Consider the following 19,515-nt stretch of genomic DNA (forward strand, 5'->3'; position numbering starts at 1 on the left):
AAGTTACTGAAGGCTTGCACAGTGGCACGGAAAACTCCCCTTAGTCGTTATCGAAACATAGGCATCATGGCTCATATTGATGCCGGTAAGACGACGACTACCGAGCGCGTACTGTTTTATACGGGCGTTTCGCACAAAATAGGCGAGGTGCATGATGGTGCGGCAACCATGGATTGGATGGCTCAAGAGCAAGAAAGAGGTATTACCATTACCTCGGCCGCTACCACCTGTTTTTGGAGCGGTATGAGCAAACAGTTTCCGGAGCACCAAATAAATATTATTGATACGCCGGGGCATGTTGATTTTACGATCGAAGTTGAGCGGTCCCTCAGGGTTTTAGATGGAGCTTGTGCCGTATTTTGCGCGGTGGGCGGTGTTGAGCCGCAATCGGAAACAGTGTGGAGACAGGCTAATAAATACCATGTGCCGAGGTTGGCGTTCATCAATAAAATGGATAGGCAAGGAGCCAATTATTTAAGGGTGGTTCAGCAAATTAAAGCTCGTTTAGGAAGTAATCCTATTCCTATGCAATTGCCGATAGGTGCTGATGATTCGTTCGAAGGCGTTGTAGACCTGATAAAAATGAAAGCCATTTATTGGGATGAAGCAACCAAGGGAATGAATTTCGAGGAGCGTGAAATACCGGCCGATATGTTTTCACTCTGTCAAGAATGGCGTGATCACATGATTGAGTCGGCAGTGGAAGGTTCTGATGAGCTAATGGAAAAATACCTTGACGGTGTTGATCTCTCTGAAGAGGAGATTAAAAAAGGAATACGACAGCTCACATTAAATAATCTTGCAGTTCCTACATTTTGCGGATCGGCCTTTAAAAACAAAGGCGTTCAGGCGATGTTGGATGCTGTAATCGAGTATTTGCCTTCGCCTACAGAAGTTAAGCCGATTAAAGGTGTTCTTGCGGATGATGTGACCGAAGAAGAGCGACCTGCGGACAATGATGCGCCTTTTGCGGCGCTAGCTTTTAAAATTGCAACCGATCCCTTTGTAGGGGTTTTAACCTTTATCCGGGTTTATTCGGGCGTACTTAACTCCGGCGATGCTGTTTATAACTCGGTGAAAAAGAAGAAAGAGCGTATAGGGCGATTAGTGCAAATGCATGCTAATTCCCGCGAAGAAATTAAGGAAGTGCATGCCGGCGATATAGCAGCGGCAATAGGTCTGAAAGATGTCACTACCGGCGATACTTTATGTGACATGAAATCGGTCATTGTGCTTGAGAGAATGGATTTTCCTGAGCCGGTAATATCGGTTGCCGTAGAGCCGAAAACTAAAGCCGATCAAGAGAAAATGGGTGTTGCTCTTAGCAAGCTTGCCCAAGAAGATCCATCGTTTCGTGTGCATACCGACCAGGAGTCAGGTCAAACCATTATTTCCGGAATGGGTGAATTACATCTGGAGATAATTGTAGACAGAATGAAAAGGGAATTCAGCGTCGATGCTAACGTAGGCGCTCCTCAAGTTGCCTATAGAGAAACTATTCGCAAGCAAGTGGAGCAAGAGGGAAAGTTTATTCGTCAATCCGGCGGGCGAGGTCAATATGGACATGTATGGTTGCGAATCGAGCCTAAAGAACCCGGTTCCGGATATGAATTTGTGAATGAAATTGTTGGTGGCGTGGTTCCAAGGGAATACATACCGGCAGTTGACAAAGGAGTGCAGGAGCAACTGGAAAATGGAGTTTTGGCAGGGTTTCCAGTGGTGGATGTAAAGGTATCATTGTTTGATGGATCGTACCACGATGTTGATTCGAGCGAGATGGCATTTAAAATCGCTGGATCAATGTGCTTTAAAGAGGGTGCAAAAAAAGCCGACCCGGTCCTTCTGGAGCCAATAATGAAGGTAGAAGTCGTGACTCCGGAAGATTACATGGGTGATGTTGTAGGTGATATAAACAGGCGCCGTGGAATCATTCAGGGTATGGACGACACTCCTGCAGGTAAAACTATCAGTTGTGAAGTTCCGTTGGCGGAGATGTTCGGTTATGCGACTGATTTGCGATCTGCAACACAGGGGCGAGCAACATACAGTATGCAATTTGAAAAATACGCTGAAGCACCTGCAAATATTGCAGAAGCAATCATAAAAAAAGTTTCATAAATTGAATAGAAAATAAAGGTATTGAATCATGTCCAAAGAAAAATTCGAACGTAAAAAACCACACGTAAACGTAGGAACCATCGGTCACGTCGATCATGGTAAAACCACATTAACCGCGGCATTGACAAAAGTGATGGCGGATGCGCGTGGCGGCGTCTACAAAGCCTACGATCAAATTGATAACGCCCCCGAAGAGCGCGAGCGTGGTATTACAATCGCAACGGCTCATGTGGAGTACGAATCAGAAGCACGTCACTATGCGCACGTGGACTGCCCGGGTCATGCTGACTACGTTAAAAACATGATTACCGGTGCGGCGCAAATGGATGGAGCGATCCTGGTATGTTCGGCGGCCGACGGTCCGATGCCGCAAACTCGTGAGCATATATTATTGGCGCGTCAAGTGGGTGTTCCATATATCGTAGTTTATTTGAATAAAGCCGATATGGTGGATGATGCCGAATTGATCGAATTGGTGGAAATGGAAGTCAGAGAATTATTGGACATGTACGAGTTTCCGGGCGACGATACCCCATTAGTTATCGGGTCGGCGTTAAAAGCGCTGGAAGGCGACACTAGTGAAATTGGCGTGCCGTCGATCCTTAAACTGGTCGAAGCCTTAGATACCTATATTCCCGAGCCTGAGCGTGCGATCGATCAGCCGTTCCTGATGCCGATTGAGGACGTGTTCTCGATTTCTGGTCGCGGCACCGTGGTTACCGGACGTGTCGAGCGTGGGATTATTAAGGTCGGGCAAGAGATTGAAATCGTCGGAATTAGACCGACTACGACGACAACTTGCACCGGCGTGGAAATGTTCCGTAAATTATTAGATCAAGGCCAAGCGGGCGATAACGTTGGGGTTTTGTTAAGAGGCACTAAAAGAGACGACGTCGAGCGCGGACAAGTCTTGGCGCACAAAGGTACCATTAAGCCGCATACTCATTTCAAGGCGGAAATCTACGTATTATCGAAAGACGAAGGCGGGCGTCATACACCATTCTTTAATGGCTATCGTCCACAATTTTATTTCAGAACAACGGATGTAACCGGAGCGGTCGATCTTCCGGAAGGCGTGGAAATGGTGATGCCGGGCGATAACGTCAACGTTGAAGTAAAATTAATTGCTCCGATTGCGATGGAAGAAGGTTTGCGTTTCGCGGTTCGTGAAGGTGGCCGTACCGTTGGCGCGGGCGTTGTTGCATCAATCATCGAGTAAACAATATGACGAGTCAAACAATTAGAATACGCCTGAAATCATTTGATCATAAATTAATTGATCAATCGGCAGGTGAAATCGTAGAAACAGCGAAAAGAACGGGCGCTCAAGTCAAAGGCCCTATCCCGCTGCCTACTAAGAAAGAGCGGTTTACGATTTTGATCTCTCCGCATGTCAATAAAGACGCGCGCGATCAATATGAATTAAGAACGTACAAACGATTGCTCGACATCGTCGAGCCAACCGAAAAAACTGTCGATGCTTTGATGAAATTGGATCTGGCAGCCGGTGTAGACGTTCAAATAAAGTTGAATTAAATGTAGGGGAATTGGCAGATGTCAATAGGTCTAATTGGTCGTAAATGTGGTATGACCAGAGTATTTTGCGAGGATGGGTCGTCAGTGCCCGTGACGGTTCTTCAGATAGAGTCTAACCGAGTCACTCAAGTTAAAAGCATCGAAAAAGATGGCTATCGCGCGATACAAGTCACTGCGGGTGAAAAAAAATCATCCAGAGTGAATAAAGCGATGGCTGGTCATTTTGCTGCTGCGAATGTAACCGCAGGAACAGGTCTGTGGGAATTCAGGCTGGATGACGGTGAAGGCGACGATCTCTCTGCCGGTTCCGAATTGCAAGCAAGTATTTTTGCTCAAGGACAGGTGGTTGATGTTCGCGGAACAAGCATCGGTAAAGGTTATCAAGGTGCAGTCAAGCGGCATAATTTTAGAACGCAGGATGCGACTCACGGTAATTCGCTGTCCCATAGAGCACCCGGTTCTAATGGTATGTGTCAAACACCGGGCCGCGTTTTTAAAGGGAAAAAAATGTCCGGTCATATGGGCGCCGCTAAAACTACAATCGATAATCTAACTATTCATGCGGTCGATAGTGAGAGAAACTTGATTTTAGTCAAAGGGGCAGTGCCTGGAGCAAAAGGTAGCGATGTTGTGATTACCCCTGCTGCAAAAATGCGGAATAAGAAGGATAAATCATGAGTATACAAATTCCTGCAATTAACGAAAGCGAATCTGCCGCAGCAGTCGCGGTAGGCGAAGAAGTGTTTGGGCAAGCTTTTAATGAGACGTTAGTTCATCAATTGGTGACTCGGCACTTGGCCGGCGCTCGTTCCGGGACAAAAGCACAGAAGACCCGTTCCGATGTAAGTGGCGGTGGGATTAAACCCTGGCGTCAAAAAGGGACGGGGCGAGCAAGATCTGGTACAATGCGCAGTCCACTTTGGAGAACAGGTGGCGTGACCTTTGCTGCAAGACCGCGTTCATTCGAGCAAAAACTAAATAAAAAAATGTTTCGTTCGGGTTTGCGTTCAATTTTGTCCGAGTTGCTAAGACAAGACCGTTTGGTTGTTAGTAGTGAAATCCTTCCTTCGACTCCAAAAACGAAAGAAATGGTTGCAAAGCTGAGCGGTTTGGATTGTAAGCGCGTTTTAATCATATCCGACGAAGTCGACTTTAATCTGGCTTTGGCTTCAAGAAATATTCCGTATTTAGAAGTGTGTTCTGCGGATAATTTGAGTCCGGTATCGCTGGTAGCAGCAGAAAAAGTCATTATGACACCTGCGGCGGTAAAAATGATAGAGGAGAGGTTGGCATGAACGAGCTGATCAAAAGTAAGTTGGCAAGTGTCTTGAGAGCTCCTGTTGTTTCAGAAAAAAGCACAGTTGCAGCTGAGGCGAATAAACAGTTTGTGTTTAACGTTCAGAAACAGGCAACCAAGAATCAAATAAAGCAAGCCGTCGAGCTTATGTTCGAAGTAAAAGTCGATTCGGTCCGTGTACTGAATGTCAAAGGCAAGAAAAAAAGGTTTGGTCAAACCCTTGGCAAACGTTCCGATTGGAAAAAAGCCTATGTCAAGCTAAAAGAAGGCCACGATATAGATTTCTCGGCAGCTTAATAGTTAAAAGTTTAAAAGATCAATAGGAAACGGTAGAAAGCATGGCTATTGTAAAATCAAAACCTACATCGGCTGGATCGAGGTTTGTTGTACGTGTCAAAAACGATGAGTTACATAAAGGCAAGCCATTCGCACAGTTGCTTGATAAAAACAGCAAAAATGGCGGACGTAATAATCAAGGGCGCATAACCACACGTCATGTCGGTGGGGGTCATAAGCATCACTACCGGATCATTGATTTTAAAAGAAATAAAATAGATATTCCGGCTGTAGTTGAGCGTATCGAATACGATCCCAACAGAACCGCCAATATTGCTTTGATTCTCTTTAAAGACGGTGAGCGTCGATATATTATCGCCCCAAAAGGCATAACCCAAGGGCAAGAGATTTTATCCGCTGAAACGACTGCGGTTAAGCCGGGTAATTGCATGCCGCTTAGAAATATCCCATTGGGTACTACTATACATTGCGTTGAATTAAAGCCCGGTAAAGGAGCTCAATTAGCAAGAAGCGCAGGTGCATCTTGCCAGTTAGTCGCTAGAGAAGGCGCTTACGTAACCATCCGGCTAAGATCGGGGGAAATGCGCAAAATCATGTCGGATTGTAAGGCTGTAGTTGGAGAAGTGTCCAACTCCGAGCACAACTTAACTTCATTGGGCAAGGCCGGAGCAAAGCGCTGGCGCGGGGTAAGGCCAACCGTTCGCGGTGTGGCAATGAATCCTGTAGATCATCCGCATGGTGGTGGTGAAGGGCGTACATCCGGTGGCAGACATCCTGTTTCGCCATGGGGTATGCCGACCAAAGGTTATAAAACACGTAAAAATAAACGCACAGACAACATGATTGTCAGACGCCGTAAGCAGAAATAGAGAGGAAATAGCGTGCCACGATCAATTAAAAAAGGTCCTTTTATAGATCATCATCTTCTGAAAAAAGTAGAGGATGCGGTAAAAGCCAATAATAGGAAACCGATTAAAACATGGTCAAGAAGATCAATGATTATTCCCGATATGTTGGGTTTAACTATTGCTGTCCACAATGGGCGTCAACACGTCCCTGTTCTTGTTTCTGAGAATATGATAGGGCATAAACTCGGTGAATTTGCGCCGACACGCACCTATAAAGGGCATGTGGCCGATAAGAAGTCAAGGTAAGGTGTAGCATGGAAATATCAGCAAAATTAAGCAATGCACCTATGTCGGCACAAAAAGCCAGGTTGGTAGGTGATCAAATTCGCGGTCTGCCGGTAGAGAAAGCGCTAGCAATTTTGTCATTTAGTACAAAAAGTGCGGCAGCGGTCATCAAAAAGCTTTTAGAGTCGGCAATTGCCAATGCGGAGCATAACGAAAGCGCCGATGTTGACGAATTGAAAGTTACGACGGTTTATGTCAATGAAGGCCCGACCATGAAGCGTTTTAAACCGCGAGCGAAAGGTCGAGCCAATAAAATATTGAAAAGAACCTGTCACATAACAATTAAAGTAGCAGAATACGAGTAGAGGTAAAAATGGGACAAAAAGTACATCCAACGGGTATTCGCCTTGGAATTGTTAAAGACTGGACTTCTAGATGGTACGCAAACTCTCAGGATTACCCGGTTTTTCTGCATCAAGATCTTAAAGTTAGAGACTTTATCAAAAAAAAGCTTGCTCACGCTTCGGTTAGTCGCATTCAGATTAATCGTCCAGCAAGTAATGCCCACATCACCGTTCATACTGCAAGACCAGGGATTGTGATTGGCAAAAAAGGCGAAGACATCGATAAATTAAGACAAGAAGTTTCGGCGATGATGGGCATTCCAGTGCAGATGAATGTCGAAGAAATCAGAAAGCCGGAATTAGATGCTTATCTGGTAGCAGAAAGCATTGCCCAGCAACTTGAAAAAAGAATCATGTACCGTAGGGCTATGAAGCGTGCGGTTACCAACACTATGCGTTTGGGCGCGGAAGGCATCAAAATTAATGTTGCCGGCCGTTTAAACGGTGCTGAAATTGCCCGTACCGAATGGTATAGAGAAGGCCGTGTCCCTTTGCACACACTAAGAGCCGACATCGATTATGGTACGGCCGAGGCAAATACCACTTATGGAATCATTGGCATTAAAGTCTGGATTTTCAAAGGCGAAGTATTTGATGTGGATACACAAGGTGTATCCGATGTTACAGAATCTAAAAAATAGTTGAACGGATAAAGTCATGCTTCAACCCAAAAGAACAAAATTTCGTAAGCAGCATAAGAATAGAAATAACGGTATTGCTGTTCGTGGCTCATCGGTAAGTTTCGGTGAATTCGGATTAAAAGCCACAACAAGAGGAAGGATTACAGCCCGTCAGATCGAAGCTGCACGTAGAGCGATTACTCGTCATGTAAAGCGTGGTGGTAAAATATGGATCAGAGTATTTCCAGACAAGCCTATTACCAAAAAACCTTTAGAAGTTAGGATGGGAAAAGGCAAAGGTAGTGTAGAATACTGGGTTGCTCAGATTAAACCGGGCACCATGCTTTATGAAATTCAAGGTGTGCCCGAAGAGCTTGCAAGAGAAGCGTTTGCATTAGCATCTGCCAAACTGCCGATTAAGACAACATTCATAGCTCGGACGATAATGTGATGAAAGCCACCGAATTACGACAAAAATCAAAACAAGAGTTAGCCGATATGCTGCTTGAGCTCTCAAGAGAGCAATTCAATCTCAGGATGCAAAAAGGCACAGGTCAGTTGACTAAGACCGCTCAAGTCAAACAAGTCAGACGTGATATTGCTCGTATACATACTGTATTGAATGAATTAGGGAGAGCTTAAGTCATGAGCGAAAAAACTGAAAAATTAAGAACCTTAAGCGGTCGTGTCATTAGTAATAAAATGGACAAAAGCATTACCGTCTTGGTTGAGCGCTTTGTCAAGCACCCTGTGTACGGCAAATATATCAAGCGTTCGACAAAATTAATGGCTCATGATGAGCATAATCAATGCAATGAAGGTGATATTGTGTCCATTACATCTTGTAGACCAATGTCTAAAAACAAAACCTTCAGGCTAGTTGAAGTTGTTGAAAGCAACAATAAATAAGCACAAAGAATTTAATATCGAGACAATTGGGAATTAATCATGATTCAGATGCAAACTAACCTTGACGTTGCCGACAATAGCGGTGCAAAAAAGGTCATGTGTATCAAAGTGCTAGGCGGTTCACACAGGCGTTATGCTGGCATTGGCGACATTATCAAAGTCAGTGTTAAAGACGCAATACCGCGTGGTAGAGTAAAAAAAGGCGAAGTTTACAACGCCTTGGTTGTAAGAACTCGTAAAGGAGTTCGTCGTCCTGATGGTTCGGTAATTCGTTTCGACGGAAATGCCGCTGTCATTCTTAATAACCAATTGCAGCCTCTCGGTACACGCATATTTGGTCCTGTAACTCGCGAACTAAGGGGAGATAAATTCATGAAAATTATTTCTCTGGCTCCTGAAGTTTTATAAAAAAGGATTAAATTATGCAAAAAATAAAACAAGGCGACGAAGTCATTGTATTGACCGGTAGAGATAAAGGTAAGCGCGGTAAAGTAACTAAAGTGTTTAAGGATAACAAAGTAATCGTAGAGGGAATTAACCGTGTTAAAAAACACCAAAAAGGTAACCCTCGTGCCGGAGTATCTGGCGGTATCGTTGATAAAGATATGCCTATCCACCTTTCAAATATCGGGATTTACAATCCACAAACCCTAAAAGCGGATCGAATCGGCTTTAAGTTTCTAGAAGATGGAAGAAAAGTCAGGTTTTTTAAATCAACTAATGAAGTTGTTGATATCTAATAGAGGATTATTTAGACATGGCTAGACTAGAAACTGAATACAAAGAGAAGATCCTGCCGGAATTAATGAAAAAATTCGGCTATAAATCCATTATGCAGGCGCCCCGAATTACCAAAATTACTCTTAATATGGGTGTTGGCGGTGCGGTTGCGGATAAGAAAATATTACAATCAGCTCTCGGCGATATGGAAAAAATCGCCGGGCAAAAAGCGATTGTTACCTTGGCAAGAAAATCGATAGCCGGTTTCAAAATACGCGATGACATGCCAATTGGCTGTAAAGTCACCCTGCGTAGTGATAGAATGTACGAATTTTTGGATCGCTTGATTAATATTTCCATTCCTCGTATTAGAGATTTTAGAGGAATGAGTCCTAAGAGTTTTGATGGGCGTGGTAATTATTCGATGGGCGTCAAAGAGCAAATCATTTTTCCTGAAATTGATTATGACAAAATTGATGCTATTCGCGGAATGGATATTACCATTACGACAACAGCAAAAACCAACGAAGAAGGTTTAGCTTTGTTGAAGCTATTTAACTTTCCATTCAAAAACTAAAAGGCGATCGACTAATGGCTAAAAAATCAATGATTGCGCGTGAAGTAAAGCGCAACAAATTAGTAAAGAAATATGAAACCAAGCGAAAAGAGTTAAAAGAAATCATTCGCAATCCCGGCGCTACTTTTGAAGAAAAAGAAGCTGCTCATTTTCAATTACAAAAGCTACCAAGGGATTCCAGCGCATCTCGTTTGCGCAACCGGTGTAATATCACTGGGCGTCCCCATGGCTATTATCGCAAGTTCGGTTTGTCTCGAAATAAATTAAGAGAATCGACCATGCGTGGTGATGTGCCTGGTTTAGTTAAGGCGAGTTGGTAAGATCTGTTTGGAGAATTGAAATGAGTATGACAGACCCAATAGCAGATATGTTGACCAGAATTAGAAATGGTCAATCTGCGGGAAAAATTAGCGTAAAACTGCCTTCTTCTAAATTGAAGGTAGCCATTGTAAAAGTTTTAAAAGATGAAGGTTACATCTCAGACTATAGTGTTGAGACCAAAGGTAGTCATATTGAAATGACCATAGTATTAAAATACTATCAAGGCCGACCTGTCATCGAAAAAGTAAAAAGAATCAGCAGGCCGGGACTTAGAATTTATAAGTCGAAAGAAGAGCTTCCAAAGGTTTTGGGAGGCCTGGGCATAGCTATCGTTTCGACATCGAAAGGTGTCATGACTGACAGAGCGGCACGTGCGATAGGGCATGGCGGTGAAGTTGTTTGTACTGTTTGTTAATTAGGGAGTCAAGTCATGTCAAGAATTGCAAAAGTACCTATCGCTCTTCCAAGCGGAATTGATATCAAACTCGAAGGCAACGAAGTTACTGTAAAAGGTAGTAAGGGTCAGTTGTCGGCCTCGTTACACGAAAAAGTAAGTCTGGCTATCGATAATAGTCAAATTGAAATTAAGTGGGATAAGGCAGATAAAATTGCCAATTCACAAGCCGGAACCACTCGCGCCGTTATTAATAACATGATAATTGGCGTAACCCAAGGTTTTGAAAAGAAACTGGCTTTAGTCGGTGTTGGTTATAGAGCGCAAGCTAAAGGTAATACTTTAGGCTTATCTCTTGGTTTTTCCCATCCGGTTGATTATGAAGTGCCGGCGGGTATAACGATCGAAACCCCCAGTCAAACCGAAATTATTGTCAAAGGTTTTGATAAGCAAAAAGTCGGTCAGGTCGCTGCAGAAATTAGAGGGTATCGTCCACCAGAGCCTTATAAAGGCAAGGGTGTCAGATATGCTGATGAGAATGTGGTCAGAAAAGAAGCCAAGAAGAAGTAAGGTAAAGTAATGGATAAGAAAGCATCACGCTTAAAGCGCGCTCTGAAGCTGCGCAGTAAAATAAAGAATTCCGGAGCGAACCGTTTAACCATACATAAAACCGCGCAACACATTTACGCGCAGGTTATTAGTTCCGATGGGACGCATACGCTTGCAAGTGCTTCGACTGTTCAGGCTGAGGTCAAATCAGCTGTAAAAAATACAGGAAATGTTGAGGCGGCTGCCGAAGTTGGAAAGTTTGTAGCCCAAAAAGCCATTGCGGCTGGAATCACTGAAGTGGCTTTCGACCGCTCAGGTTTTAAATATCATGGGCGTGTTAAAGCGCTTGCTGATGCCGCGCGTGAAGCCGGTTTAAAATTTTAGGAGATTGATTATGGCTACAGCACCATCTCAAGCAAGTACAGACGGTTTGCAAGAAAAATTAGTATCGGTACGACGTGTTGCAAAAGTTGTGAAAGGCGGTCGTGTTTTCGGCTTCGCTGCTTTAACGGTCGTCGGCGACGGTGAAGGTCGTGTGGGTTATGGCGTGAGTAAAGCCAGAGAAGTTCCCGTTGCAATCCAAAAGTCTTTAGAGCAGGCTAGAAAAAACATGCGTAAAGTTGCTTTAAAAGGCGACACTTTGCAATACGCTGTTACGGCGTCCACAGGGGCGGCAAAAGTCTATATGCAACCAGCATCGGATGGTACCGGTATTATTGCTGGCGGAGCAATGCGCGCGGTATTCGAAGTGGTCGGTGTTCATAACGTACTGGCCAAATGCATTGGAACTAACAACCCAATTAACGTTGTTAGAGCGACTATTGCCGGGTTAACTGAAATGCATGAGCCAAAAGACATCGCAGCCAAGCGCGGCCTGTCGGTTGAGCAGATAATTGGATAGTTGTTATGTCAGATAAAAAATTACAATTAACAATGACAAAAAGTAAACACGGCCGGTTAGCAAGCCATCAGGCGTGCTTAAAAGGTTTAGGTTTGCGTCGTATTAATCATACGGTATCGGTTTCCGATACCCCTGAAAATCGTGGGATGATTAATAAAGTTTCCTACATGCTAAGGGTAGAGGAATTGTAATGTACTTGAATTCAATAAGTCCTGCAGAAGGATCAAGAAAAAAAGCTAAGCGCGTCGGTCGCGGTATCGGGTCTACTCTTGGAAAAACCTGCGGAAGAGGTCATAAAGGCCAAAAAGCAAGAAGTGGTGGATTTCACAAGGTTGGGTTTGAAGGTGGACAAATGCCCCTTCAGAGACGATTACCGAAAGTTGGTTTTACGTCAAGATGCAAGCGTTTGACAGCGGAAGTTCGTTTGAGTGAGTTGGCTAATTTGCCGACAGAAAGCATCGATTTACAAGTACTGATCGAAACGGGTGTTGTTCCTGTTTTCACTAAAACCGCTAAAGTAATCCAATCGGGTGAAATTTCAAAAGCTGTTACGTTGAAAGGTATAAAAGTGACTGCAGGCGCAAAAGCATCTATTGAAGCGGCTGGCGGCAAAGTAGAGGTCTAAGTGAATACAACAAGAGCACAAATGGCTGAAAAAGCAGGTGGCTATTCAGAATTAAGGTCTAGATTGCTATTCGTGCTGGGGGCGTTTTTCGTCTATCGAGTAGGGGCTCACATCCCTGTTCCTGGTATCGACCCAAAGGCGTTAGCCCTTATGTTTGAACAGCAAAGCGGTTCCATTCTCGATATGTTTAACATGTTTTCGGGTGGAGCATTAATGCGTTTAAGTTTATTTGCTCTTGGTATCATGCCTTACATTTCTGCTTCGATCATCATGCAATTGATGACCGTGGTTGTTCCAACGATGGAGCAGATGAAAAAAGAGGGTGAGTCCGGTAGGCGTAAGATATCACAGTATACCCGTTACGGAACCGTTGTTTTGGCGACTTTTCAAGCTGTTGGTATTTCAATAGCGCTTCAAAATCAAACGGCTGGAGGTTTATCTGTTGTTATTGCTCCCGGCATGAGTTTTGTTCTCATAACTACTATAACGCTAGTAACAGGGACCATATTTTTGATGTGGTTGGGCGAACAAGTGACTGAAAGAGGAATAGGCAACGGTATTTCGTTGATTATATTCGCTGGTATCGTTTCGGGGCTGCCCTCGGCTGTCGGTGGCACTTTGGAGCTTGCAAGAACTGGTGAAATGAACAGTGCGTTCATAATTTTGCTTTTCTTGTTAACAATAGCTGTTACCGCGCTGGTTGTCTTTGTTGAAAGAGGTCAACGAAGGATCATTATCAATTATCCTAAAAGACAGCAAGGTAGAAGGATGTATGCCGGCCAAAGTAGTTTTCTTCCGTTGAAGCTTAACATGGCGGGTGTTATTCCTCCCATTTTTGCCTCAAGTATCATTCTGTTTCCGGCTACGGTAGCTGGTTGGTTCGGAAATGCCGAAGGCTTTAGTTGGCTTAAGGATATTGCGACTATGTTATCGCCTGGTCAGCCGGTATATGTCATGTTTTATGCGGCGGCCATCATCTTTTTCTGTTTTTTCTATACCGCTTTAGTTTTTAATTCGAAAGAGACTGCGGATAATTTAAAAAAATCGGGTGCGTTCTTGCCTGGCATTAGACCTGGTCAGCAGACTAGTGCCTATATTGATAAAGTGATGACGCGTCTTACATTGATTGGTGCTTTTTACATCACAGGCGTTTGTTTGTTGCCTGAGTTTCTGATCGTTTACTGGAATGTGCCATTTTATTTTGGCGGGACCTCGTTGTTGATTATTGTTGTTGTCGTGATGGATTTTATTTCTCAGATGCAGACTCACATGATGTCACAGCAATACGAAGGCTTGATGAAGAAAGCGCATCTTAAAAAATAATTAAGTAGTTTAAGTATTACGGAGTGCATTGTGAAAGTTCGTGCGTCAGTTAAAAAAATATGCAGAAAATGCAAAGTCATAAAAAGAAATGGGGTTGTTAGGGTGATCTGTGAAGATGGGCGCCATAAACAACGCCAAGGATAATTTTCTATTGCGCCATAAATCATTAAATGTTATTATTCGGCGCTTAACTTTAGAGTCATTGCTCAGGGGAGTATCTAAATGGCACGTATTGCCGGGATTAACGTACCAGATCATAAGCATGCAGAAATTGCATTGACAGCGATTTATGGTGTTGGACGCAAAACAGCAAATCAGATTTGCGAGAAAGTGGGTATAGCACCGTCAAGAAAAATTAAAGAATTAACGGAAGAACAGCTTGATTCTGTTCGTGAGGTTATTTCAAAAATGACCGTCGAAGGCGACTTACGGCGTGAAGTTTCAATGAACATCAAGCGATTGATGGATCTAGGTTGTTATCGTGGTATCCGACATCGTCGAGGCCTGCCTTTAAGAGGACAGAGAACACGGACGAATGCAAGAACCCGTAAGGGCCCTCGCAAGCCTATTAGAAAGTAAAGATATTTCGATAAGAGGTTCATAAATGGCAAGTCCAAATCGTGCGCGTAAACGCATAAAAAAAGAAATAGCGGATGGCATTGCGCATGTGCATGCCTCCTTTAATAATACCATCGTTACAATTACCGATAGAAAAGGTAATGCGCTCTCTTGGGCAACGTCCGGTGGTTCAGGTTTTAGGGGTTCAAGAAAAAGTACTCCTTTTGCTGCTCAAGTAGCTGCCGAAAGAGCTGGTTCGGTCGCATTAGAATATGGAATGAAGAACCTAGATGTGATGGTTAAGGGTCCTGGTCCTGGTAGAGAATCCGCCGTTCGTTCATTGAGTAACTTGGGTTTCAAAATCAGCAATATCATTGATGTGACGCCAATCCCTCATAACGGTTGCCGTCCACCTAAAAAACGCCGCGTTTAAGTTCTGGAGTAGTTTGTTATGGCAAGATATCTTGGCCCTACGTGTAAATTAAGCCGTAGAGAAGGGACCGATCTTTTTTTAAAAAGTAGAGGCAAGTCGTTAGATGGCAAGTGTAAGCTTGACCAGCGGCCTGGACAGCACGGTACTAAGCGTACAAGAAGTTCTGATTATGCACTGCAGTTGCGTGCAAAACAAAGAATTAGAAGAATATACGGCGTACTGGAAAAGCAATTTAGAAATTATTATAAAGTTGCCGATTTAAAGAAAGGTGCAACGGGCGAAAATTTACTAAACCTTCTCGAATCGAGACTCGATAACGTAGTTTATCGAATGGGTTTTGCTGCTACCAGAGCTGAAGCTCGTCAGTTAGTTAGTCACAAATCGATTCTTGTCAACGACTCGTTAGTTAATATCCCTTCCTATCAGGTTCAACCTGGTGATGTGATCGGCATCAGGGAAAAAGCAAAAAAACAACAAAGAATTATCGATGCGTTAACTGTCACTGAACAATACGGATTCCCAAATTGGGTTGATGTTAATAGCAAGGACATGGCTGGTACCTTTAAGTCTTTACCTGATCGCGTCGAATTAGGTTCTGATATTAATGAGCAGCTTGTTGTTGAGTTGTACTCGAAATAATAAACCTTAAACTAAGGGATATAAATGCAGAATAGTATTTCCGGCTTATTAAGACCTCGTCTTGTTGAGGTGGTAAGCAAATCCGCTAATCATTCAAGGATTGTAATAGAGCCTCTTGAGCGTGGATTCGGACATTCGCTTGGTAACGCTTTGAGACGGGTGTTATTGTCTTCGATTCCCGGTTGCGCAGTTACAGACATAGAAATTGAAGGTGTACTGCACGAATATACCGCTATTGAGGGCGTTCAAGAAGATGTTATTGATATCATCTTAAACTTAAAAAAGTTAGCAGTCCTTTTGCACTCGAAAGATGATGTTGTGTTGACTCTTTCCAAGAGCGGTGTCGGTGTTGTTACAGCTGCAGATATTCAGTTGCCTCACGATGTGGAAATTGTTAATCCTGATTTAGTTATTGCAAATTTGACCCAGGATAAGCAGTTCAATATGAAGATTCGCGTCAGAAGGGGGCGAGGGTATGAGCCGGTAAGTGCGCGAAAACAGCAAACCGATAATCCTATCATCGGTAGTCTGCAGGTCGATGCTTCATATAGTCCGATTATAAAAGTTGCTTATCAAGTTGAGAGTACTCGCGTAGAGCAGAGAACTAATCTCGATAAGTTAATTGTTGAACTGGAGACAAATGGTACAGTTGATCCGGAAGAGACTATAAAGCTAGCGGCAACCATATTGCATGATCAATTATCCGTTTTCGTGGATTTTGAAAAGGTTGCTCCTCCAGTCGATGAAAAAGAAGCGCCTCAAGAAGGTCCGGATATTGATCCTGTTTTGTTGAGACCTGTTGATGATTTAGAATTAACTGTTAGATCGGCAAACTGTTTAAAGGCGGAAAATATTTTTTACATAGGTGACTTGATTCAAAGAACTGAAGTTGAGTTGCTTAAAACCCCGAATTTAGGTAAAAAGTCTCTCACTGAAATCAAAGATGTGCTGGCTTTAAAAGGATTATCTCTAGGTATGCGCTTAGAAAATTGGCCTCCTGATAATCTGATTGATCAAAATCAAAGCAGTTTTTAAAATTATAACTTTAGGTCGTAATTACAATGAGACATCGTAAGTCTGGAAGAAAGTTTAATATGAATAGCAGCCACCGTAAGGCGCTATTCAGCAATATGGTTGGTTCGTTAATTAAGCATGAGCTTATTAAAACTACTTTGCCTAAGGCTAAAGAGTTAAGAAGTTATGCTGAGCCGTTAATCACTTTGTCCAAAGAAGATTCCGTTGCAAAGAGAAGATTGGCGTTCGCTAAATTGCGTGACCGCTCTATAGTAACTAAATTGTTTAATGAATTGGGTCCTCGCTATAAAAATCGTCAAGGTGGGTATTTACGCATTATGAAATGTGGCTTTAGACCCGGCGACTCCGCTCCTATGGCTTATGTAGAGTTGGTTGATCGTCCGATAGCTGGCGAAAATGCTGAATAAATTTACCTGGCATATCAGAGCATAAAAAAAGCCGGTTATACTACCGGCTTTTTTTATGCTCTGAGTTTTATGAGCGTTATATGTCTTTCGCAGTTCAATTTTTGGTTGTAAAAGGCGCCGGGGTGAGCGGTTCCTCTCCAGCGCCTAATTTCCATAACCGACTGGCAATAGCTAGCTATCTAACTCCTTTTGATCGAAAAATCGGTTAATGAGTAGAGTAGTTGAGAGTATCAAGCTTCCGTTCGCCCTGAGCTTGTCGAAAGGTGGTTTGAGAGGCTTTACCAAGCCGGTGAAAAAGTTGTAACCGCTTCATGCTTCGACCTAGCTCGGCGCGAGCGGTCTGCAGCGCATGCCGACTGCTCCTTTTGGGTTTTATCCGTTTACCGAGCGTTGCCAACTTTACATAACGAATAGGGGCATTATTTATGTCCAAATCCTGAGTAGTGGTCCTTTGTTAGCGGGTCATTTTTCCAATAGTTTTGTTTTATCCGGTTTACCGTTCCACTCGTCGGCTTCAGGCAGGGGGTCCTTGACTTCACTAATTACGGGCCATTTCTTTGCGAGATCGGCATTGATTTCGATAAACATTTCTTGCCCATCCGGTAGTTCGTCTTCGGCAAAAATCGCTTCGGCTGGGCATTCGGGTTCACAGAGCGTGCAATCAATACATTCGTCGGGGTCGATAACTAGAAAGTTAGGGCCTTCATGGAAGCAGTCGACGGGGCAAACGTCAACGCAGTCGGTATATTTACATTTAATACAGTTCTCGGTGACTACAAAGGTCATATTGGTTACCAATTGATGTTAATTAAAATTGCGTATTTAAAATGGACTAATCATATCAGAAAGCAAGTTCTGAATGAATCTCTTGAGATGATAAATACATTCTACAAAATATCGCGGATCCTGTGCTTAAAAAAGGCATTTCCCAGTTTAAGTGGTTTCGCCGACCTAAGGGATAAGGGTGTGTGGTATGCCTGACGAGGGCGTCATAAGCCTTGTCGCATCTTTATTGCCAAGATAATCAATCATGGTTAATGGGCTATGGAATTTAGGTAATAGGTGAATATATACATGTAGGCTTGATGCTCTCTTCCTTAATGCTAGTTGAAGGAGCGAACGCCCTGGCACCCCTTTAAGCACTGCCGAAATTTGAATTGCGAAACGTAAAATACGAATTTGCAGCAATGGAGTTTGGGGGCCCGTTTCGAAGTAGTCTATAAAGATGCAATCTGTTTTTTTCGCGATTTCGATTCGGTGGTGGCTGTCTTGATCATTATTTTTTTTATTTTTTCTTTAAGAGATGAATCGGCAAATTCTTGTTTTTTGCGTATCGGCCCGTTTAGTGCTGTTTTGAAATACTCAATTGCTTCTTCCGGTTGATCTTTATTCAAGAGATATTGCCCATAGTAAAAGTTGCTTTCTATTCCCTGGGGGTTGATTTGTAGCCCTTTTTTGAGGTATTGCTCGGCTTTTTTATCGTCTCCGAATGCAATTGGCCAGCCGGGTGCTTGATAATAAAGTGAGCCTAATGTAATGAGTGCGGATCCGTCCAGTGTGTCGGGTTTAATGTTTATGGTTTTTATCAGTAGAACCTGTGCCTTATGAATGGCGGCCAACGCATCGATAGGGTTTTGATGTTCAGCTCTAGAGGCAATGATGGTAGCTTGCCAAAACATTAATTCGGGGCTATCGTGGGTTTGCTTGGCGAATTCTGTGGTTTTATTCAGTAGGCGGGTGTAGGCGTTTTCTTTATCGCGAATTTCTGCGGAAAAGTAAATTGTGGCCCATTCTGCTTCTATTGAGTGAACGATACGGTCAAGCTCGTTAGCGAAGCCTGAGCATGGGAGTACCAAAAAAACAACAATGATAAACTTTTTCATTCCGCAAATAATAGGGCAAAAAAATTCCTATTACAATGATATTTATGATTTAAAGTTAATTTAAGTCCATTTTGAAAATGGGTTTAATGATAAATTGTTGTTGTAATAGCGCAAATCATGAGTGACTTCTTGCCCTATCCATTCCGGTTTATTGAAGGATTGATCGGTATTTTGTAACTCAATCTCGGCGACAATGAGCCCTTGGTTTTCCCCTTCGAATTCATCGATTTCCCAGATATGCGGGCTTATCGGTATCAAGTGACGGGTTTTTTCAATTAGTGGTTTTCTGCATAGATTGTTGATTATTTCCTCTGCATCTTGATAAGGAATTTCGTATTCGTATTCATGGCGAAAATTGCCTATTGTGGCGCTTTTAATGTTGAGCCACGCTTCATTATCACTGATTCTTACGCGAATTGAAGTGTTCTTTTCCGAAGCTAAATAACCTTGTTTGTACTTTGTGGACTTGGTGACCAATTTTCGCCAGTTGTCATTAAGTAATAAAAATTTGTGTTCTATTTCGATTGCCATAATAGGAAGAGTGTTATAAGAAAATACGTTTATTGTAGCGTGTTGCGTCTATTGTGGTTGGCCGGTAATGGCAAAATATACCCATCGTACATCAAAATTCGGCGCCGGGGTGTCCGTCAAAGTACGCACTGCTTCACCAAGCTCGCCCCACACCCTTTTTGATCTTCAAATTGGGAGTTGCTGTTATGACCGAATCCCTTATGCAATAAAAAATCTATTTTGGTACCATACCTTTTGTTGGTCAGATTTCTGTGCTGGGATGGTAGCCGCACAAGATTTCGCGGGCGCCGATGTTTTCATTAGTC

Annotated in this window: 33 protein-coding genes; 30 read left to right on the forward strand and 3 right to left on the reverse strand. The window is 43.2% G+C overall.

Annotated features, from left to right (window positions below):
• Nucleotides 1–21: 21 nt before the first annotated feature.
• The 30 genes from fusA (at nt 22) to rplQ (ending at nt 16,796) form a co-directional block, all read left to right on the forward strand.
• The gene (gene fusA, locus ACRJJO_RS08640; RefSeq protein WP_431065420.1) at nt 22–2,118 is read left to right on the forward strand and encodes an elongation factor G; all 2,097 of its coding nucleotides are present in this window, start codon (nt 22–24) and stop codon (nt 2,116–2,118) included.
• A 28-nt stretch (nt 2,119–2,146) separates the two neighbouring features.
• Nucleotides 2,147–3,337 carry an elongation factor Tu gene (gene tuf / locus ACRJJO_RS08645; RefSeq protein WP_404357547.1) on the forward strand — a complete coding sequence of 397 codons (1,191 nt, stop codon included), beginning with the start codon at nt 2,147–2,149 and terminating at the stop codon, nt 3,335–3,337.
• Nucleotides 3,338–3,342: 5 nt separating this feature from the next.
• The gene (gene rpsJ, locus ACRJJO_RS08650; protein WP_014149774.1) at nt 3,343–3,654 is read left to right on the forward strand and encodes a 30S ribosomal protein S10; all 312 of its coding nucleotides are present in this window, start codon (nt 3,343–3,345) and stop codon (nt 3,652–3,654) included.
• An 18-nt stretch (nt 3,655–3,672) separates the two neighbouring features.
• Nucleotides 3,673–4,332 carry a 50S ribosomal protein L3 gene (rplC, locus tag ACRJJO_RS08655; RefSeq protein WP_404357544.1) on the forward strand — a complete coding sequence of 220 codons (660 nt, stop codon included), beginning with the start codon at nt 3,673–3,675 and terminating at the stop codon, nt 4,330–4,332.
• Nucleotides 4,329–4,949 carry a 50S ribosomal protein L4 gene (gene rplD, locus ACRJJO_RS08660; protein WP_404357542.1) on the forward strand — a complete coding sequence of 207 codons (621 nt, stop codon included), beginning with the start codon at nt 4,329–4,331 and terminating at the stop codon, nt 4,947–4,949. Before rplC ends, rplD begins: the two co-directional genes overlap by 4 nt.
• On the forward strand, nt 4,946–5,248 hold the full coding sequence (rplW, locus tag ACRJJO_RS08665) for a 50S ribosomal protein L23 (RefSeq protein ID WP_341326283.1): 303 nt from the start codon (nt 4,946–4,948) through the stop codon (nt 5,246–5,248). The genes rplD and rplW overlap by 4 nt, the downstream gene beginning before the upstream one ends.
• Nucleotides 5,249–5,289: 41 nt before the next feature.
• Nucleotides 5,290–6,117 carry a 50S ribosomal protein L2 gene (gene rplB / locus ACRJJO_RS08670; protein WP_404357540.1) on the forward strand — a complete coding sequence of 276 codons (828 nt, stop codon included), beginning with the start codon at nt 5,290–5,292 and terminating at the stop codon, nt 6,115–6,117.
• Nucleotides 6,118–6,129: 12 nt separating this feature from the next.
• Nucleotides 6,130–6,402 (forward strand): 30S ribosomal protein S19, encoded by a 273-nt coding sequence (gene rpsS / locus ACRJJO_RS08675; RefSeq protein WP_014149769.1) that lies wholly within the window; start codon nt 6,130–6,132, stop codon nt 6,400–6,402.
• Between the two features lie 8 nt (nt 6,403–6,410).
• The gene (gene rplV, locus ACRJJO_RS08680; RefSeq protein ID WP_404357538.1) at nt 6,411–6,746 is read left to right on the forward strand and encodes a 50S ribosomal protein L22; all 336 of its coding nucleotides are present in this window, start codon (nt 6,411–6,413) and stop codon (nt 6,744–6,746) included.
• Nucleotides 6,747–6,754: 8 nt separating this feature from the next.
• Entirely contained in the window at nt 6,755–7,426 is a 672-nt protein-coding gene (gene rpsC / locus ACRJJO_RS08685) for a 30S ribosomal protein S3 (RefSeq protein WP_341326280.1), read from the forward strand.
• A gap of 16 nt (nt 7,427–7,442) precedes the next feature.
• Nucleotides 7,443–7,856 carry a 50S ribosomal protein L16 gene (gene rplP / locus ACRJJO_RS08690; protein WP_014149766.1) on the forward strand — a complete coding sequence of 138 codons (414 nt, stop codon included), beginning with the start codon at nt 7,443–7,445 and terminating at the stop codon, nt 7,854–7,856.
• On the forward strand, nt 7,856–8,047 hold the full coding sequence (gene rpmC / locus ACRJJO_RS08695) for a 50S ribosomal protein L29 (RefSeq protein ID WP_014149765.1): 192 nt from the start codon (nt 7,856–7,858) through the stop codon (nt 8,045–8,047). Before rplP ends, rpmC begins: the two co-directional genes overlap by 1 nt.
• A gap of 3 nt (nt 8,048–8,050) precedes the next feature.
• Complete coding sequence (rpsQ, locus tag ACRJJO_RS08700; RefSeq protein ID WP_431065421.1) at nt 8,051–8,314, forward strand: 30S ribosomal protein S17; 264 nt, start codon at nt 8,051–8,053, stop codon at nt 8,312–8,314.
• 39 nt (nt 8,315–8,353) lie between these two features.
• Nucleotides 8,354–8,722 (forward strand): 50S ribosomal protein L14, encoded by a 369-nt coding sequence (rplN, locus tag ACRJJO_RS08705; protein ID WP_014149763.1) that lies wholly within the window; start codon nt 8,354–8,356, stop codon nt 8,720–8,722.
• A gap of 14 nt (nt 8,723–8,736) precedes the next feature.
• Entirely contained in the window at nt 8,737–9,054 is a 318-nt protein-coding gene (rplX, locus tag ACRJJO_RS08710; RefSeq protein ID WP_341326278.1) for a 50S ribosomal protein L24, read from the forward strand.
• Nucleotides 9,055–9,071: 17 nt separating this feature from the next.
• Entirely contained in the window at nt 9,072–9,611 is a 540-nt protein-coding gene (gene rplE / locus ACRJJO_RS08715; RefSeq protein WP_125216974.1) for a 50S ribosomal protein L5, read from the forward strand.
• Nucleotides 9,612–9,625: 14 nt separating this feature from the next.
• Nucleotides 9,626–9,931: a 30S ribosomal protein S14 gene (gene rpsN, locus ACRJJO_RS08720; RefSeq protein ID WP_014149760.1), complete on the forward strand. Its 306-nt coding sequence runs from the start codon at nt 9,626–9,628 to the stop codon at nt 9,929–9,931.
• Between the two features lie 20 nt (nt 9,932–9,951).
• Entirely contained in the window at nt 9,952–10,347 is a 396-nt protein-coding gene (gene rpsH, locus ACRJJO_RS08725; RefSeq protein ID WP_431065422.1) for a 30S ribosomal protein S8, read from the forward strand.
• A 15-nt stretch (nt 10,348–10,362) separates the two neighbouring features.
• A complete protein-coding gene (gene rplF / locus ACRJJO_RS08730) occupies nt 10,363–10,896 on the forward strand; it encodes a 50S ribosomal protein L6 (RefSeq protein WP_404357532.1) in 534 nt (177 codons plus the stop codon).
• 9 nt (nt 10,897–10,905) lie between these two features.
• Nucleotides 10,906–11,259 carry a 50S ribosomal protein L18 gene (rplR, locus tag ACRJJO_RS08735; RefSeq protein ID WP_404357530.1) on the forward strand — a complete coding sequence of 118 codons (354 nt, stop codon included), beginning with the start codon at nt 10,906–10,908 and terminating at the stop codon, nt 11,257–11,259.
• A gap of 10 nt (nt 11,260–11,269) precedes the next feature.
• Complete coding sequence (rpsE, locus tag ACRJJO_RS08740; RefSeq protein ID WP_014149756.1) at nt 11,270–11,776, forward strand: 30S ribosomal protein S5; 507 nt, start codon at nt 11,270–11,272, stop codon at nt 11,774–11,776.
• A gap of 5 nt (nt 11,777–11,781) precedes the next feature.
• Nucleotides 11,782–11,967: a 50S ribosomal protein L30 gene (gene rpmD / locus ACRJJO_RS08745; protein WP_014149755.1), complete on the forward strand. Its 186-nt coding sequence runs from the start codon at nt 11,782–11,784 to the stop codon at nt 11,965–11,967.
• Nucleotides 11,967–12,401 carry a 50S ribosomal protein L15 gene (rplO, locus tag ACRJJO_RS08750; protein WP_431065423.1) on the forward strand — a complete coding sequence of 145 codons (435 nt, stop codon included), beginning with the start codon at nt 11,967–11,969 and terminating at the stop codon, nt 12,399–12,401. The genes rpmD and rplO overlap by 1 nt, the downstream gene beginning before the upstream one ends.
• Before the next feature lie 21 nt (nt 12,402–12,422).
• The gene (secY, locus tag ACRJJO_RS08755; RefSeq protein WP_404357526.1) at nt 12,423–13,724 is read left to right on the forward strand and encodes a preprotein translocase subunit SecY; all 1,302 of its coding nucleotides are present in this window, start codon (nt 12,423–12,425) and stop codon (nt 13,722–13,724) included.
• 30 nt (nt 13,725–13,754) lie between these two features.
• Nucleotides 13,755–13,868, forward strand: coding sequence for a 50S ribosomal protein L36 (gene rpmJ / locus ACRJJO_RS08760; protein WP_083877706.1), 114 nt, complete (start codon nt 13,755–13,757; stop codon nt 13,866–13,868).
• A 78-nt stretch (nt 13,869–13,946) separates the two neighbouring features.
• A complete protein-coding gene (gene rpsM / locus ACRJJO_RS08765; protein ID WP_014149752.1) occupies nt 13,947–14,303 on the forward strand; it encodes a 30S ribosomal protein S13 in 357 nt (118 codons plus the stop codon).
• Between the two features lie 25 nt (nt 14,304–14,328).
• Nucleotides 14,329–14,715, forward strand: a complete 387-nt coding sequence (gene rpsK / locus ACRJJO_RS08770; RefSeq protein ID WP_014149751.1) for a 30S ribosomal protein S11 — start codon at nt 14,329–14,331, stop codon at nt 14,713–14,715.
• 18 nt (nt 14,716–14,733) lie between these two features.
• Complete coding sequence (rpsD, locus tag ACRJJO_RS08775; protein ID WP_404357521.1) at nt 14,734–15,354, forward strand: 30S ribosomal protein S4; 621 nt, start codon at nt 14,734–14,736, stop codon at nt 15,352–15,354.
• 24 nt (nt 15,355–15,378) lie between these two features.
• Nucleotides 15,379–16,389 (forward strand): DNA-directed RNA polymerase subunit alpha, encoded by a 1,011-nt coding sequence (locus ACRJJO_RS08780; RefSeq protein ID WP_014149749.1) that lies wholly within the window; start codon nt 15,379–15,381, stop codon nt 16,387–16,389.
• 26 nt (nt 16,390–16,415) lie between these two features.
• A complete protein-coding gene (rplQ, locus tag ACRJJO_RS08785) occupies nt 16,416–16,796 on the forward strand; it encodes a 50S ribosomal protein L17 (RefSeq protein WP_431065424.1) in 381 nt (126 codons plus the stop codon).
• A 462-nt stretch (nt 16,797–17,258) separates the two neighbouring features.
• Here the strand turns inward: rplQ and fdxA are convergent, their stop codons facing one another.
• The 3 genes from fdxA to ACRJJO_RS08800 all read right to left on the reverse strand — a co-directional run bounded on the left by fdxA (nt 17,259) and on the right by ACRJJO_RS08800 (nt 19,210).
• The gene (fdxA, locus tag ACRJJO_RS08790) at nt 17,259–17,582 is read right to left on the reverse strand and encodes a ferredoxin FdxA (RefSeq protein ID WP_404357518.1); all 324 of its coding nucleotides are present in this window, start codon (nt 17,580–17,582) and stop codon (nt 17,259–17,261) included.
• 431 nt (nt 17,583–18,013) lie between these two features.
• Nucleotides 18,014–18,679 carry a tetratricopeptide repeat protein gene (locus ACRJJO_RS08795; RefSeq protein ID WP_431065425.1) on the reverse strand — a complete coding sequence of 222 codons (666 nt, stop codon included), beginning with the start codon at nt 18,677–18,679 and terminating at the stop codon, nt 18,014–18,016.
• Between the two features lie 60 nt (nt 18,680–18,739).
• The gene (locus ACRJJO_RS08800; protein ID WP_404357514.1) at nt 18,740–19,210 is read right to left on the reverse strand and encodes a CYTH domain-containing protein; all 471 of its coding nucleotides are present in this window, start codon (nt 19,208–19,210) and stop codon (nt 18,740–18,742) included.
• Between the last annotated feature and the right edge of the window lie 305 nt (nt 19,211–19,515).

The organism is Methylotuvimicrobium sp., assembly GCF_050611805.1.
Lineage (GTDB): Bacteria > Pseudomonadota > Gammaproteobacteria > Methylococcales > Methylomonadaceae > Methylotuvimicrobium.